The sequence below is a fragment of the Kribbella sp. NPDC051620 genome, from assembly GCF_044453825.1.
In the GTDB taxonomy this organism is placed as follows: domain Bacteria; phylum Actinomycetota; class Actinomycetes; order Propionibacteriales; family Kribbellaceae; genus Kribbella.
The window spans coordinates 317,092-330,876 of record NZ_JBITDB010000002.1 but is presented as its reverse complement, the minus strand read 5'-3'; the positions used below and the strand labels follow the sequence as shown (position 1 = coordinate 330,876).

Sequence of the window (13,785 nt, the reverse complement as noted above, 5' to 3'; positions counted from 1 at the left end):
CTCCAGCAGGATGCGGGTATGACGCCCCGATCGCCGTCTCGCTTCGCCATCTCCGTGCTGTACGTCGTGATGAGCCTTCCCCTCGGAGGCTGGCTCGCGCGAATACCGGAAGTACGGACCGCGGTCAGCGCGGACGACCGTTCCTGGGGCCTCGCGAACAGCGTCGCCGGGATCGGGGAGTTCGTCGGCTTCCTCCTGATCCTCGTTGCCGTGGGCAAGTACAGCACCCGTGGCATCACCATCCTCGCCGCCACACTGGCCCTGCTGTGCGCACCGCTGACGGCCTTCACCTCCACCCTCCAAGCGGTCACCGTCGGGCTCCTGGTCTGGGCGGTGGCCAACAAAGTCCTCGGTACGACGATGGGCGCCCTGGCGCTGGTCCAGCAGCAGAAGCTGGGCCGGCCGATCATCGGAATGTTCGAGGCCTGCTACAGCTTCGGCATGTTCGCCGGCGGCGGCCTCGCCTACCTGGCCACCAGGTTCGACATTTCGCCAGGGCTCCAACTGACCGCTTCGAACGTCGTACTGGCCGCGGCGTTCCTGTTCTCGCTGCGCTGGCTCCCCGATGAGGCCCGTTCCAGTTCGGCAGACCTCCGGCTGCTCCCGCGCCTCCGGGCACGGGCCCAGCCACAACTGTTGCTGCTCGCCGCGATCGCCTGCCTGGCCAGCGTGATCGACAGCATCACCTCACAGTGGAGCGCGGTGTACACCAGCGACTCGATCGGCGCCGGCGACTCCTGGGGAGCAGCCACCTACACGCTGATGATGGTCTCCAAAGGCATAGCACTGCTGTTCGTCGACCGCCTGCTGGCGCGCTTCGGCTGGCAGCGGATCTTCCGGGTCTCCATGCTCGTGAGCGGTGCTGCCTTCGCTGTCTGCCTAGCCGTTCCATCGCTCACCACGGCGCTGCTCTCGTTCGCCGTCCTCGGTGTCGGCATGGCCTGTGTCGGACCCGTCATCAACACCCTCACCACCCTGCAGGACAACGTCACTTCCGGCGAGGGCAGGACCGTCCTCGAGTTCGGCGAACTTCCCGGCTACATCGTCGCCCCGCTCCTCACCGGCGTGCTCGCGCAATGGTTCGGACTGGGCTGGGCTCTGGTCCCGGTAGTGCTGTCCCTGGCCGCGTGCTACCTGGTAGCCGACAAACTCGAACGCCTCCCCCTCGCCGCCAAAACCACCTCCCGTGATTTCCGCTGAACGTCGCCGGCGACGGTATGACCCACGCCGCGTTGGGTTGGCGGGGGTGTGGGGTGTGCCGCACTGGGTTGGCGGTGGTGTGGGGCGCGTTGGGCATGCCGGGCTGTTGCGGGCTTGTGAGCTGACCGTCAGGTTGGGGGGATGGCGATCATCAGGCTCTACATGACCATCTCTCTGGACGGGTTCGTAACCGGGCCGGACGACGGCAAGGATGCCCCGATGGGGGCTGGCGGCTTTCGGCTCTTCAACTGGCTTGACCTTCGCGACGCACCAGGGCCGAGCGGGCAGGTGTCTGCGGAGGCGATGGCCACCCGGGCGGTGATCGCCGGCCGGCGGACCTTCGAGCTGGCGGGGCAATGGGGCGGCGACCACCATGACGGCGTACCGATCTTCGTTCTCACCCATCAGGTTCCGGCGGAGCCGGCGCAGGGATCGGCCCGGTATGTCACCGACGTTCGCGAGTGTGCCGCGCAGGCCCGTCAGGCAGCCGGCGACGACGACGTGATGGTGCACGGAGCCGGCGCGGCGCAAGCGCTGCTGCGCGCAGGGGAGCTCGACGAGCTGGAACTGCATGTCGTGCCGGTTCTGCTCGGTCAGGGACGGCGGTTGTTCGACAACCTGCCCGCTGAAATCATCGAGCTCGACCTGCTCCGCACGCTGACCACTCCAGAGAGCACGCCCCCGCACCAGCAGGTGATGCACCTCCGCTACCGGGTCCGGCACGCCGCGTAACCTGCCGGGTGTGGACGATCTCGCCGCGAAGGCCAGGCTGTGGGGGCAGAAGTGGTGGTGGTACCAGCGGAATTCGCTGCCCTGGAATCGGGCGCGGATTCATTGGGAGCTGATGCGCCGTGGGGCGTTCGCGCGGTGGCCGTTGCACGGGAACGTGCTGGAGGCGTTCGCCGATGGGCGGCTCGAGGTCGGGGCGCAGACGATGTTCGAGCCCGATGTGTGGATCACGATGGGTGATCAGGGGCGGGTGCGGATCGGGGAGGGAACGTTCCTGAACATCGCGGTGATGGTGGCCGCGCATGAGCTGGTCGAGATCGGCTCGCACTGCATGCTGGCCAACGGGTGCTTCGTGACGGATGCCAATCATCGCTTCGACGATCCCGACCGGCCGGTGCCCTGGCAGGGGTTCGATTCCAAGGGGCCGACGCGGATCGGCGACAACGTCTGGCTCGGCGCGAACGTGGTCGTCACCAGCGGTGTGACGATCGGCGACCGGTGCGTCATCGGCGCGAACAGCGTCGTCACCGAGGACATCCCCGCGTACTCGATCGCGGCAGGCGTGCCGGCCAAGGTACTGCGCCCCATCACGTACGGCTGAATTGTCGGTGGCGCCCGGTAGTACTGGGTAGATGGAACAGATCGATCGACCCAGAGTCGTGGTCTCGGTGACGATGTCGGTCGACGGCCGGGTCACGCTCAGCCGCAGCAGACTGCTGATGGACGCGAACGCCTCGAAGGTCTGGCAGTCATTGGCGCCCGCCAGCGCCCAGGCACTCGACAAGGCGCGCTCCGCGCTGATCGACAGCCGGTACCAACCTGAGGCGATCCTGGAGGGCAGCGGGTCCCTGGTCGCGGACTCGGCCGGTCCACTCACCGATCTCCCGACCGACTTCGACTACCCACCAGACTTGCTCTACAGCGACTTCTTACCCGCAGAGGTGGTCGAGCGGCCCGGTCACGCGAAGTGGTTCACGGTCGTCGACAGCCGCGGCCGGGTGACGTGGGAGGACGAGGACCACGGCGAGTGGGACATCCTGGTGCTGGTCGCACGGTCCACTCCGGCGGCGTACCTCGCCCACCTCCGCACCCGCCGCATCTGCTACCTGGTCGCCGGCGACGACCGCGTCGATTTCGCCGTCGCCTTGGGACGCATGCGGGAACGTCTGGGAGTCAGCTGCGTCCTGTCCACAGCCGGCGGCGGCCTCAACGGCGCATTGCTTCGGGCAGGCTTGGTCGACGAGATTCAGCTGCTGGTGCTGCCAGCCGTGATCGGCGGGCTCGGCACGCCGACGTTGTTCGACGGTTCCGAGCTCGGCGATCACGATCTACCGACTCGACTGCAGTTGCTGTCCAGCCACACCGAGACAGACGGCATGCTCTGGCTCCGCTACAAAGTGCTCCGGTAGAAGTCGGTCAGCTTTGCCACGGCTGGAGTCACGTATTTGTCCTTGTCGTAGAGATCTACGTGGCTCGCGCCGTCGATCCAGAGCAACTCCTTGGGGTGGCTTGCCTGTTCGAAGGCCTGAGTCGTCATCCAGGAGGTGACGGCCTCCCGTCCGGCGATCATCAGCAGCGGGCGTGGGCCGATCAGGCTGATGAAGCGGAAGGCATCGAACTGGGTGATGCGGTCGACGCTGCTCCACGGCATGGCCTTTGCCGACCGGGGGTGTCGGGCGCGGTCGGTGCGGTAGTACTCCCACCCCTCGAAGACGTGCCGGCCACCGGCGCGCGCCTCCTCCTCGCTTTCGGGGAACAGCGTGAGGTCGCCGATGCTTTCGCCGTGCGCTTCCGAAGTACGGGCTGTGCTTGCGGTAGCGAGCATGGACTGGATGATCGCGGGGTCTTGGCGGCCGTCGGCGCCCTCGCGGAACTGGCGGCTGATGTCGACCGCGCTGACGGTCGCGACGGCCTTGATGCGGTGATCGGTGGCGGCTGCCGGGATCACATAGCCGCCCGAGGCGCAGATGCCGAGGGCACCGATGCGGTCCGGGTCGACCTGGTCGTGGACGCTGAGGAACGACACGGCGGCCTTGAAGTCCTCGACGCGGTGGCCGGGATCTTCCAGGCCGCGGGGGAATCCTTCGCTCTCGCCCTGGTACGCGGCGTCGAAGGCGAGGGTGATGAAGCCGGCGCGGGCCAGGCGTTCGGCGTACAGGCCGGCGGCTTGTTCTTTGACGCCTGTTCCGGGGTGGCCGATGACGATGGCGGGGCGACGGGTGGCGGGTTCGTTGTCCGGTAGATAGAGGTGTCCGGCGAGTTGCAGGCCGGCGCTGTCGAAGGTGACGTTTGTTCTCATGGATCCACCGTGCCGCTGGTTCGAATCGGGGAGTAGAGACGGGTTTCTGCCTGGGAAGGAACTTGTCCCCCCACAAACGTCGTACCAGGTTGGAGAATGGTTGCCATGAGCAGTGAGCACGGTACGCCGGCAGCCGAGCTGGGCGAGTTCCTGAAGGCGAGACGGGCTGCGCTGAGCCCCGCCGCCGTTGGGCTGCCCGAGACTGGCTCTGCGCGTCGGGTGCCCGGGCTGCGTCGGGAGGAAGTGGCGCAGTTGGCGGTGATGAGCGTCGACTACTACACGCGGCTCGAGCAAGGGCGGCTGCAGGCGTCGGCCTCGATCCTTGCTGTGCTGGCTCGCGCGTTGCGGCTGGATGAGGACCAGCAGGCGTACATGTATCGGCTGGCGGGGAAGACTCCGGCCAAGCGGCGTCGGCAGCGCGCCCAGCGGGTGACGCCGTCGATGCGCCGGTTGCTCGACCAGCTCACCGAGGCGCCCGCGATGGTGCTCGGGCGGCGGCTGGACATCGTTGCGTGGAACGCCGGGGCGGCTGCTCTTTATACGGACTTCGCGAGGTATGCCGATGCCGAGCGCAACTACGTCCGGCTGCTCTTCGTCGACCCGGTGATGCGGGAGCTGCACGCCGACTGGGAGAACGCGGCCCGTACCGCCGCCGCCACCCTGCGGATGGAGGCTGCCCGCTACCCCGACGACCCACAACTGGCCTCACTCGTCGGCGAACTGTCCGTCCGCGACGCCGATTTCCGCACCTGGTGGGCGACGCACCAGGTGACGAGCACCAGCAACGCCACCAAGCACTACCGGCACCCGCTGGTCGGTGAACTCCACCTCGACTGCGACACCTGGGTCAGCCCCGAAGATCCCGACCAGAGAATTCTCATCCTGACCGCCGCCCCCGATACACCGTCCCACGACGCCCTGAAGATCCTCACCTCCTGGAACACGCCGGCCAACCACCTGTAGCCGTTACCTCGGGTGGGCCGGTTCGGCCTCGGCGGTAGCCGTGGTGGTGGCCCCAGAAGGTGGTTTGGACGGCGTGGAGGTGGGCCCAGCGGGCTACTCGGGTGCGGTCCAGGTGGGCGGCTTCGGTGAAGATGTCCAGGGTGCGGTGAGCCACGGAGTGCTGGATTCGCCCTCGCGCGCGACGGTGGTGCTGGCGAACTCGGGTGGGACGACGATCATCTGGTTCGAGCTAGCTCGCTGACGGGGGCACTAAGTTCGGAGCATGCACAGGAGCCGAGTGTCTACTTTTCTGATCGACGTACCGCGAGAGCAGGCGGCGGAGGCGTCGACGTTCTGGGCGGCGGCCCTGGACGCGACGGCCGAGAGTGAGCCGGGCGAGCCGCAGTACACGGATCTGAAAGGAGCGTTGCCCGGGTACGTCCTGGCTGTCCAGGCCGTCGACGACGAGCCGCGCTACCACCTCGACATCGAGACGGACGACGTCCCCGCCGAGGTCGCGCGACTGACCGCCCTGGGAGCGGTCGAGGTATCGACCTGGCAGGGCTGCCACACTCTGCGCGTACCCGGCGGCCAGCTCCTCTGCGTCATCCCGATGCACACCACGCCGGAGTACTTCGCACAACACGCCACGACCTGGCCCTAGCTGATCAGTTTTCTGATCACACCAGCCTCATGATCAGAAAACTGATCAAAGCTGGCCGAGAGGAGTACGACGATGTCCGGTGACAGCGTCCAAGAGCTGTCTGTGCCGAGCGACCTAGGTCTGATCGCGGACCTGGTGCCAGTGGATGACGGTGACCGGCCCGTATGGCTGGTGCTGGGGGAGGACGGCCGGATCAGCCGATGGGACCTCGCGACCGGTGAGCACGTGTCCGTTGGGACCACCACTGTTCCGGCGGAACCAGACCGCGAACCCTGGGCTGGGCATGAGCTCCGGCGACACCTTCATGCGTCGGGTGACGGCTCCTTCGCCGCGGTGGTCAATGACTACGGTCGCTTCGGCGAGGTACTGGACCTGCGGACCGGCGAGACCACGATGCTCCTGGACAACCAGGGGTACGAAGAGGAGACGGTGCCCTTCTCACTGGCCTTCGCACGGAGGCGGGGGCGGGACGTCGTCATCCATCGGACCGACTGGAACCGGCTGGACGTGTCGGACGCGGCGACGGGGAGGCTGCTCACCGATCGGCCGGCTCCGCTGCTGACGGAAACCGAGGGCAGGCCGGAGCACTACCTCGACTACTTCCATGGCGCGTTGCGGGTGAGCCCTGACGGGCGGCAGGTGCTGGACGACGGCTGGGTGTGGCATCCGGTCGGGTTCCCGGCCGTGTGGAGCCTTGATCGCTGGATCGAGGACAACGTGTGGGAGTCCGAGGACGGTCCGACCAGGCTCGACCTCTGCGGCCGGACGGACTACTGGGATCACCCGATGGTCTGGATCGACTCGGTCCGGGTGGCCGTTCAAGGGATCGGCGACGACGACGTCACCATCCGGCCCGGCGCGCGGATCTTCGACACCAGCCGGCGTACCCAGCTGACGGACTGGAAGATGCCGACAGCGCTCGAGTTGGCGGCGTTGGAGGGGCCGACCGGGCAGTTCTTCAGCGACGGCGCCAGGCTGTTCAGCTCGGCCGGGACCGGGTTGTCGACGTGGGACCTGGAGGAAGGAAGCCTCGTCGAGGAGTTGCCGGGGTTCTCGCCGACTCACCACCACCGAGGCGCAGGGCAGTTCCTGCAACTCGCCGACGGACTGGTTCGCCTCTACAGCGACTCGGCACGGGAGAGCAGGTAGCGCTGCTCGGGGGTGCTAAGGGTTTGCTGGGCTGCGCGGCGGTAGGCAGCTTGGGCGGCGGGTTTGTCGCCGGAGAGCTCCAGTAGGTGGGCGCGGACGGCTTCGACTCGGTGGTGGTCTCGCAGGGCAGGGTCGTCGGCGGTGGAGGCGAGACGTTCCAGGGCGTACTCGGGGCCGTGCACCATGGCCAGGGCGACGATGCGGTTGAGGGTGATCATCGGGCCGGGATTCAACGTTTCCAGGAGTTCGTAGAGGACGAGGATCTGGCGCCAGTCGGTATCTTCGGCCCGGGCTGCCTCGTCGTGGATCGCGGCGATTGCGGCTTGCAGCTGGTACGGGCCGATCGGGGCGGTGCGCAACGTGGCCGTGATCAACTCGGTGCCCTCGGCAACGAATGAGTCGATCCACAGCGAGCGGTCCTGCTCGGGCAGCGGGATCAGCGCGCCGTCCGCCGAGGTACGGGCCGGGCGGCGGGCGTCGGTGAGGAGCATCAGGGCCAGCAGGCCGGCGACCTCGCCCTCGGAGGGGAGTCGGGCGAAGAGCTGGCGGGTCAGCCGGATGGCTTCGGTGCTCAACTCGACCCGCTGCAGGCTCTCGCCCGAGCTCGCGGTGTAGCCCTCGTTGAAGATCAGATAGAGCACCCGCAGTACCGCGGCCAGCCGCTCCGGCAGCTCGTCGGCGGCCGGCATCCGGAACTCCGCGCTCTGCTTCTTGATCGAAGACTTCGCCCGGCTGATCCGCTGGCCGATCGTCGACTCCGGTACCAGGAACGCGCGGGCGATCTCGGCCGTGGTGAGTCCGCCGACCGCCCGCAACGTCAGCGCGATCTGCGACGGCGGAGTGAGCGACGGATGACAGCAGAGGAACAACAGCGTCAAAGAATCATCGACGCCAACAGGTGCAGGCTCCGAGGGTTCCAGACCGGCGACGGTCTCCTCACGCCGGAGCCGGGCCGCGTCGCTGCGCAGCATCTCGATCCGGCGGCGCGACGCGACGGTGATCAGCCAACTGCGTGGATTCTCGGGCACCCCGTCGACCGGCCACTGTTGCGACGCGGCCAGCAGCGCCTCCTGGACCGCGTCCTCGCAGGTGTCGAATCCGCCGTACCGGCGTACCAGCGGACCCACGATCTGCGGGGCGAGCTCCCGCAACAGCTGGTCGATCATCAGCTGAAGGAGCTCAGGTCCCGGATCGGCCGCACCTCGACGATGCTGAACGGCGCTTCCGGGATCTGCGGCACGATCTCCAGCGCACGCTCCATCGAGGAGCAGTCGAGCAGGTAGAACCCGGCCAGTTGCTCCTTGACCTCGGCGAACGGACCGTCGGTCGTGATCGGCTGCCCGTCGCGGAACAGCACCTGCTTGGTCGCCGCCGGATCGCCCAGCGAGTGCGACACGACCAGCTCGCCACTGGCCGCGAGCGCGTCGTTGAGCGCGGTGTACCCGGTCATCGACTCGGTCTTCTGCTCGTCCGACAGCCCGTCCCACACCTGCCGCGACTCGGGATTGCCATAGATCAGTACCAGAAACTTCACCATCCCACCCTAGGGCCGGACCGGGCCGAGCTACGGGCTGATCTCGATCAGGTCACCTTCGGGTCACTGGTCCGTGGTCTGCGTAGCCGTGGGGTTGTGAATACGTTCACCTAGTCAAGGAACACCGGTGTGGCCGGGGCAGAACCCGGTACCGGGCCCAAGTACAGTAACGACCGGGACAGGGGCGCCGTTCGCGGTCGCCCGATTCGCAGAGCTGGGGGAGGAACGCGTGCCGGACCTGGAAGTGTCCGACCGGGTGCTGACGATCCCGAACGCACTGAGCTTCATCCGGTTGCTGGGCGTACCGCTCTTCCTCTGGCTGATCCTCGGGCCGAAGGAAGACGGCTGGGCCCTGCTGGTGCTGGCGATCTCGGGCTTCACCGACTGGGCCGACGGTCAGATCGCGCGCCGGATGAACCAGACGACGCGGCTCGGCCAGATGCTCGACCCGGTCGCCGACCGGCTCTACATCTTCGCCACCGTCCTCGGCCTGGCGCTGCGGGACATCATCCCGTGGTGGCTGGCGATCGCGCTGCCGTTGCGGGACCTGCTGCTCACCTTCGCCCTGCCGGCGCTGCACCGCCGGGGCGTCAACGCGCTGCCGGTGCACTTCCTCGGCAAGTCCGCGACCTTCTGCCTGCTGTACGCGTTCCCGTTGCTGCTGCTCGGTGACGGCGACAGCACGCTCAACCTGCTGGCCCGCGTCTTCGGCTGGGCCTTCGCGATCTGGGGCACCGCTCTGTACTACTGGGCCGGCGCCCTGTACTTCGCACAGCTGCGCCACCTGATGCAGACCGTGAAGCCGATCAGCAAGCAGGCGGGCTAAGGGCGATCCCGTGACCCAGTCTCCACCCGGCCATTCTCCAACCGGTCAGTCTCCACCCGGCCAGTCTCCACCCGGGCAGCGGCGCGTCGACGCGTCCATGTCGCTGCTGAACAACCTGATGGCCCACCCGCTGGACGAGGGCTACGCCTTCGCGGCCCGGTCGCGGCCATCGCAGGGTGGCAAGGCCAACAAGTCGCGGCACCGGATCATCCTGGTGATCGCGCTGCTCTTCCTGGGCTTCCTGCTCGCCGTCGCCGCGTCGCAGAACTACCGCAGCGCGCCCGAGGCGGAGAAGCAGCGCAAAGAGCTGATCACCCGGATCAACACGGCCGACGGCCGGCTGACCGACCTGCGCGGCGAGCAGATCAAGCTCGCTGACGAGGTCCGCGGGCTGCAGGCCGGTGGCCTGAGCAACACCAGCGAGGGCGCCGCCCTGCAGCAGAAGCTGAACGACCTCGAACTGCAGGTCGGCGCGGTCGCGGTGACCGGGCCGGGCCTGAAGGCCGTCGTCGACGACGCCAAGGACTCCGACGACAAGCAGGGCCGGCTGCTCGACGTCGACCTGCAGCAGTTCGTCAACGGGCTGTGGACGGCCGGCGCGGAGGCGATCTCGGTGAACGGTCACCGGCTCACCACGCTGACCGCGATCCGCGGTGCGGGCAGCGCGATCACCGTCGACTACAGTTCGCTGACCCCGCCGTACACGGTGCTGGCGATCGGGGACACCGCGACCATGCCGGCCCGCTTCGCGCAGAGCTCGGGCGGCCAGTGGGTGCAGTACCTGGTCAGCAATTTCCATGTCCGGATGACGATCACGACGGAGGATTCCTTGCTGGTGCCAGCCGATGCCACCATCGCGCTGCGGTACGCGAAGGTGGGTGGGAGATGATCGCCGTCCTCGGCCTGGTGATCGGCGTCGTCGTCGGTCTGCTGGTCGCTCCCGACGTACCCGAGTGGGCCCAGCCCTACCTGCCGATCGCGGTGGTCGCCGCGCTCGACGCGGTCTTCGGCGCGCTGCGGGCGTTCCTGGACGGCATCTTCGACGACAAGGTCTTCGTCGTCTCGTTCGTCTCGAACGTGCTGATCGCCGCCCTGATCGTCTACCTGGGCGACCAGCTCGGGGTCGGCTCGCAGCTGTCCACCGGCGTCGTGGTCGTGCTCGGAATCCGGATCTTCACCAACATGGCCGCGATCCGGCGCCACGTCTTCAGGGCCTGAGATGAGTACCGACGACCCGAACCCGCCGCTGCCCGAGCCGGTCCATCCGGCCGAGCCGACACCGATGCCCAAGCCGAAAACGCCGAACCTGGCGCTGCGGCGGCTGCGGACCGGCTTCAAGCCGTCCCGTGGGCAGGCGATCGTGGCCGTGGTGCTGGCGCTGGTCGCCTGTATGGCGGTCGTCCAGGTCCGGGTGAACCGGGCCGACGACGGCTACCAGAACGCCCGGCGCGAGGACCTGATCGCGATCCTCGACGGCCTGGGTCAGAACACCCGCCGGCTGGAGACCGAGATCACCGAGCTGGAGGCGCGCAAGAACACGCTGACCTCCAGCGCGGACAAGGCGCAGACCGCCCGCGAGCAGGCCGAGCAGCAGGTGCGCGTGCTCGGCATCCTGGCCGGCACGTTGCCGGCCGTGGGGCCCGGCGTCCGGATCACGCTGAACGACCCGGACGCCAAGATGCAGTCCAGCAACCTGCTGGACGCGATCGAGGAGCTCCGCGACGCGGGCGCCGAGGCGATCCAGATCAACGGGCAGGTCCGGGTGGTGGCCAGCACCGATCTGGTCGACGACGCGCCCGGGGTGAAGATCGACGGCGAGAAGGTGCAGTCGCCGTACGTGATCGAGGCGATCGGGGATGCCCACAACCTGGCCGAGGCGGCCAACTTCCCCGGCGGCCTGGTGAGCGAGGTCGAAGGCCCGCAGGTCGGCGGTACCGCCGAGGTGAGCGAGCTGCCGAGTGTGTCGATCACCGTGTTGCATGCCCCGGACGAGCATCGTTACGCTCGCCCGGCACCGAGCCCGACGAAATAAGCCCTGCAGTTTCCTTTGAAAGAAAGTGGGACCGAGGTGTACCCCGAAGACCTGAAGTACACGGCCGAGCACGAATGGGTGAAGGCCGGCGAGGGCCACACGCGGGTCGGTATCACCGACTTCGCCCAGGACGCGCTCGGCGACATCGTGTACGTCCAGCTGCCCGAGGTCGGCACCGCTGTCCGGGCCGGCGACTCCTGCGGTGAGCTGGAGTCCACCAAGAGCGTCAGTGATCTGTTCGCACCTCTGAACGGCACCGTGCGCGCCGTCAACGAGGCGCTGGCCGACCAGCCCGACCTGGTCAACACCGACCCGTACGGCGAGGGCTGGCTGCTCGACATCGAGGTCGACGACGACGAAGAGATCGAGGCGTTGATGGACGCCGACACGTACAAGGGCCAGCTCGACCAGAGCTGAATCGGACCTGGTAGGTTCTGTCGGACCTCAACCGCTGGTCGAGGGTTGGGGCCGCAGGTCACACTTGTCATCACGGGGTCAACGAGAACGTCGCCGGACCGCCGGCGATCGGGAGGATCACAGCATGCCGTTCTGCAACCAGTGCGGGCACGAGAACTCCGAGGGCAGCAAGTTCTGCTCGCAGTGCGGAACGATGCTCCCTGGCGCGGACCGTCCGGTGACCGCCCCCGGGGTGACCGACACCGCGATGCTCGCACCGATCAGCATCGAGCCGGAGACCGAGCGCTTCGACACCGGCGAGAGCCTGTCCGCCGAGGACGAGGCCGCGGTCGGCGCGCTGCCCCAGGGGTCGGCGCTGCTGATCGTCCAGCGCGGCCCGAACGCGGGCAGCCGGTTCCTGCTCGACGTCGACGTGGTCACCGCCGGCCGGCACCCGGACAGCGACATCTTCCTCGACGACGTGACCGTGTCCCGCCGGCACGCGGAGTTCCGCCGTGACCCGCAGGGCGTCAAGGTCCGCGACGTCGGCAGCCTGAACGGCACCTACGTGAACCGCGACCGGATCGACGAGCTGCAGCTGTCGAACGGCGACGAGGTACAGATCGGCAAGTACCGCCTGGTCTACTACGCCAGTGGTCAGGCCTGAGCCGGACGGCTCCGCTGTAGGTAGCAGCATCGGTGAGGTGCTGCAGCTTCTGCAGGCCGAGTTCGCCGACGTCACCATCTCCAAGATCCGCTTCCTCGAGGCGGAGGGTTTGGTGACGCCGGCCAGGACCGCTTCGGGGTACCGCAAGTTCAGTACCGCCGACATCGAGCGGCTTCGCTATGTGCTGACCGCGCAGCGCGACCAGTACCTGCCGCTGAAGGTGATCAAGGACCACCTCGACGCGATGGATCGCGGGTTGCGGCCGCCTGCTCCTGGTGGCCGGCCCGCGGCGCCGGAGACGTTGCCTCAGCCCGCCGGTCTGCCCGATGCAGAGGACTTCTCGACGTACGGTACCGAGCTCAAGCTGACCCGGGACGAGCTGCGTGAGGCGGCCGGGATCACGCCTGAGCTGCTCGAGCAGTTGGAGAGCCACAACCTCGTCGTGGCCAGGGGCAACCACTACGACGGCGACGCGATCCTGATCGCCAAGGCGGCCGCGGAGTTCGCGCAGTACGGGATCGAGCCGCGGCATCTGCGGCCGTTCCGGGCGGCTGCCGACCGTGAGGTCGGGTTGATCGAGCAGGTCGTCCAGCCGCGCCGGGACGACAAGACGCTCGAGCTGGCCGCGCTCGCGGTTCGGTTGCACGCGGCACTGGTCCGCTCCCGTCTCACCCGCTGACCCCGGCGGGGCAGCCCCGGCCTGGCCCGCAGAGTAGGCTGGAGATGTGCGCGAAGTCGACGTGGTCGGAGTCCGGGTTGAGATGCCCTCGAGTCAGCCGATCGTGCTGCTCCGGGAGGTCGGCGGCGAGCGGTACCTGCCGATCTGGATCGGTGCGGCCGAAGCGAGCGCCATCGCTTTCGCCCAGCAGGGGATGGAACCGCCCCGGCCGCTGACCCACGATCTGTTCGCGGAGACGATCCGGGTGCTCGGCCACACCCTGAGCCAGGTCCGGATCGTGAACCTGACCGACGGCGTGTTCGAGGCGATCCTGGTCTTCGACGACAAGACCGAGATCTCCGCCCGCCCGTCGGACTCGATCGCGCTCGCGCTGCGGACCGGTACGCCGGTGTTCTGCACCGAGGAGATCCTGGCCGAGGCCGGCATCCCGGTACCGGACAGCGAGAACGAGGACGACGAGGTGGTGGAGGAGGAAGAGGTCGAGCGCTTCCGCGAATTCCTCGACCACGTGACGCCCGAGGACTTCGACAAGAGCTGATCAGGGTCCCGACTTGGACCGGGCTGGTACAAGGTCGGACAGGTAACGATTCGTATCGGATCCGCGACACGCATCCGGCTCGGGGCGGTTGTCGTTGACCCGGCCTGAGCGGCGGCTTACCTTGAAGGAG

Annotated in this window: 19 protein-coding genes; 16 read left to right on the top strand and 3 right to left on the bottom strand. The window is 67.9% G+C overall.

Annotation, left to right across the window (positions count from 1 at the left end):
- Positions 1–18 precede the first annotated feature (18 nt).
- The 4 genes from ACIA12_RS08810 to ACIA12_RS08795 all read left to right on the top strand — a co-directional run bounded on the left by ACIA12_RS08810 (position 19) and on the right by ACIA12_RS08795 (position 3,338).
- On the top strand, positions 19–1,200 hold the full coding sequence (locus ACIA12_RS08810; protein ID WP_396366327.1) for an MFS transporter: 1,182 nt from the start codon (positions 19–21) through the stop codon (positions 1,198–1,200).
- A 141-nt stretch (positions 1,201–1,341) separates the two neighbouring features.
- Positions 1,342–1,932 carry a dihydrofolate reductase family protein gene (locus ACIA12_RS08805; protein ID WP_396366326.1) on the top strand — a complete coding sequence of 197 codons (591 nt, stop codon included), beginning with the start codon at positions 1,342–1,344 and terminating at the stop codon, positions 1,930–1,932.
- 10 nt (positions 1,933–1,942) lie between these two features.
- The gene (locus ACIA12_RS08800; protein ID WP_396366325.1) at positions 1,943–2,530 is read left to right on the top strand and encodes an acyltransferase; all 588 of its coding nucleotides are present in this window, start codon (positions 1,943–1,945) and stop codon (positions 2,528–2,530) included.
- Between the two features lie 31 nt (positions 2,531–2,561).
- Positions 2,562–3,338 carry a RibD family protein gene (locus ACIA12_RS08795; protein ID WP_396366324.1) on the top strand — a complete coding sequence of 259 codons (777 nt, stop codon included), beginning with the start codon at positions 2,562–2,564 and terminating at the stop codon, positions 3,336–3,338.
- Here ACIA12_RS08795 and ACIA12_RS08790 read toward each other — a convergent pair.
- Positions 3,320–4,228 carry an alpha/beta hydrolase gene (locus tag ACIA12_RS08790; protein WP_396366323.1) on the bottom strand — a complete coding sequence of 303 codons (909 nt, stop codon included), beginning with the start codon at positions 4,226–4,228 and terminating at the stop codon, positions 3,320–3,322. The two genes, ACIA12_RS08795 and ACIA12_RS08790, sit on opposite strands and share 19 nt — an antisense overlap.
- Positions 4,229–4,333: 105 nt before the next feature.
- On the opposite strand from ACIA12_RS08790, the gene ACIA12_RS08785 reads away from it, so the two are divergent.
- From ACIA12_RS08785 to ACIA12_RS08770, 4 genes are all read left to right on the top strand, one after another.
- Positions 4,334–5,191, top strand: a complete 858-nt coding sequence (locus tag ACIA12_RS08785; RefSeq protein WP_396366322.1) for a helix-turn-helix domain-containing protein — start codon at positions 4,334–4,336, stop codon at positions 5,189–5,191.
- A gap of 73 nt (positions 5,192–5,264) precedes the next feature.
- Positions 5,265–5,432, top strand: coding sequence for a hypothetical protein (locus ACIA12_RS08780; protein WP_396366321.1), 168 nt, complete (start codon positions 5,265–5,267; stop codon positions 5,430–5,432).
- Between the two features lie 36 nt (positions 5,433–5,468).
- Positions 5,469–5,834: a VOC family protein gene (locus tag ACIA12_RS08775; protein ID WP_396366320.1), complete on the top strand. Its 366-nt coding sequence runs from the start codon at positions 5,469–5,471 to the stop codon at positions 5,832–5,834.
- A 72-nt stretch (positions 5,835–5,906) separates the two neighbouring features.
- Complete coding sequence (locus ACIA12_RS08770; RefSeq protein WP_396366319.1) at positions 5,907–6,983, top strand: hypothetical protein; 1,077 nt, start codon at positions 5,907–5,909, stop codon at positions 6,981–6,983.
- Here ACIA12_RS08770 and ACIA12_RS08765 read toward each other — a convergent pair.
- Both ACIA12_RS08765 and ACIA12_RS08760 read right to left on the bottom strand, forming a co-directional pair.
- Positions 6,953–8,149 carry an RNA polymerase sigma factor gene (locus tag ACIA12_RS08765; RefSeq protein ID WP_396366318.1) on the bottom strand — a complete coding sequence of 399 codons (1,197 nt, stop codon included), beginning with the start codon at positions 8,147–8,149 and terminating at the stop codon, positions 6,953–6,955. The two genes, ACIA12_RS08770 and ACIA12_RS08765, sit on opposite strands and share 31 nt — an antisense overlap.
- A complete protein-coding gene (locus ACIA12_RS08760) occupies positions 8,149–8,520 on the bottom strand; it encodes a YciI family protein (protein WP_396366317.1) in 372 nt (123 codons plus the stop codon). Before ACIA12_RS08760 ends, ACIA12_RS08765 begins: the two co-directional genes overlap by 1 nt.
- 226 nt (positions 8,521–8,746) lie before the next feature.
- Between ACIA12_RS08760 and ACIA12_RS08755 the strand changes: the two genes are divergently transcribed.
- The 8 genes from ACIA12_RS08755 to ACIA12_RS08720 all read left to right on the top strand — a co-directional run bounded on the left by ACIA12_RS08755 (position 8,747) and on the right by ACIA12_RS08720 (position 13,655).
- A complete protein-coding gene (locus ACIA12_RS08755; protein WP_363822261.1) occupies positions 8,747–9,343 on the top strand; it encodes a CDP-alcohol phosphatidyltransferase family protein in 597 nt (198 codons plus the stop codon).
- A gap of 97 nt (positions 9,344–9,440) precedes the next feature.
- A complete protein-coding gene (locus ACIA12_RS08750) occupies positions 9,441–10,232 on the top strand; it encodes a DUF881 domain-containing protein (protein ID WP_396366316.1) in 792 nt (263 codons plus the stop codon).
- Positions 10,229–10,561: a small basic family protein gene (locus tag ACIA12_RS08745; RefSeq protein ID WP_020389931.1), complete on the top strand. Its 333-nt coding sequence runs from the start codon at positions 10,229–10,231 to the stop codon at positions 10,559–10,561. Before ACIA12_RS08750 ends, ACIA12_RS08745 begins: the two co-directional genes overlap by 4 nt.
- Position 10,562: 1 nt before the next feature.
- Positions 10,563–11,375 carry a DUF881 domain-containing protein gene (locus ACIA12_RS08740; protein ID WP_396366315.1) on the top strand — a complete coding sequence of 271 codons (813 nt, stop codon included), beginning with the start codon at positions 10,563–10,565 and terminating at the stop codon, positions 11,373–11,375.
- 36 nt (positions 11,376–11,411) lie between these two features.
- Positions 11,412–11,792: a glycine cleavage system protein GcvH gene (gene gcvH, locus ACIA12_RS08735; RefSeq protein WP_396366314.1), complete on the top strand. Its 381-nt coding sequence runs from the start codon at positions 11,412–11,414 to the stop codon at positions 11,790–11,792.
- Positions 11,793–11,916: 124 nt separating this feature from the next.
- Positions 11,917–12,438 carry an FHA domain-containing protein gene (locus ACIA12_RS08730; protein WP_396366313.1) on the top strand — a complete coding sequence of 174 codons (522 nt, stop codon included), beginning with the start codon at positions 11,917–11,919 and terminating at the stop codon, positions 12,436–12,438.
- Positions 12,439–12,475: 37 nt separating this feature from the next.
- Positions 12,476–13,117, top strand: coding sequence for a MerR family transcriptional regulator (locus ACIA12_RS08725; protein ID WP_396366312.1), 642 nt, complete (start codon positions 12,476–12,478; stop codon positions 13,115–13,117).
- 46 nt (positions 13,118–13,163) lie between these two features.
- Entirely contained in the window at positions 13,164–13,655 is a 492-nt protein-coding gene (locus tag ACIA12_RS08720; protein ID WP_164596575.1) for a bifunctional nuclease family protein, read from the top strand.
- Positions 13,656–13,785 lie beyond the last annotated feature (130 nt).

Coding starts and splice junctions, on each gene's coding strand:
- ACIA12_RS08810 (WP_396366327.1), top strand. CDS start 19: ATGACGCCCCGATCGCCGTCTCGCTTCGCCATCTCCGTGCTGTACGTC.
- ACIA12_RS08740 (WP_396366315.1), top strand. CDS start 10,563: ATGAGTACCGACGACCCGAACCCGCCGCTGCCCGAGCCGGTCCATCCG.
- ACIA12_RS08730 (WP_396366313.1), top strand. CDS start 11,917: ATGCCGTTCTGCAACCAGTGCGGGCACGAGAACTCCGAGGGCAGCAAG.
- ACIA12_RS08750 (WP_396366316.1), top strand. CDS start 9,441: ATGTCGCTGCTGAACAACCTGATGGCCCACCCGCTGGACGAGGGCTAC.
- ACIA12_RS08795 (WP_396366324.1), top strand. CDS start 2,562: ATGGAACAGATCGATCGACCCAGAGTCGTGGTCTCGGTGACGATGTCG.
- ACIA12_RS08745 (WP_020389931.1), top strand. CDS start 10,229: ATGATCGCCGTCCTCGGCCTGGTGATCGGCGTCGTCGTCGGTCTGCTG.
- ACIA12_RS08790 (WP_396366323.1), bottom strand. CDS start 4,228: ATGAGAACAAACGTCACCTTCGACAGCGCCGGCCTGCAACTCGCCGGA.
- ACIA12_RS08805 (WP_396366326.1), top strand. CDS start 1,342: ATGGCGATCATCAGGCTCTACATGACCATCTCTCTGGACGGGTTCGTA.
- ACIA12_RS08770 (WP_396366319.1), top strand. CDS start 5,907: ATGTCCGGTGACAGCGTCCAAGAGCTGTCTGTGCCGAGCGACCTAGGT.
- ACIA12_RS08760 (WP_396366317.1), bottom strand. CDS start 8,520: ATGGTGAAGTTTCTGGTACTGATCTATGGCAATCCCGAGTCGCGGCAG.
- ACIA12_RS08765 (WP_396366318.1), bottom strand. CDS start 8,149: ATGATCGACCAGCTGTTGCGGGAGCTCGCCCCGCAGATCGTGGGTCCG.
- ACIA12_RS08785 (WP_396366322.1), top strand. CDS start 4,334: ATGAGCAGTGAGCACGGTACGCCGGCAGCCGAGCTGGGCGAGTTCCTG.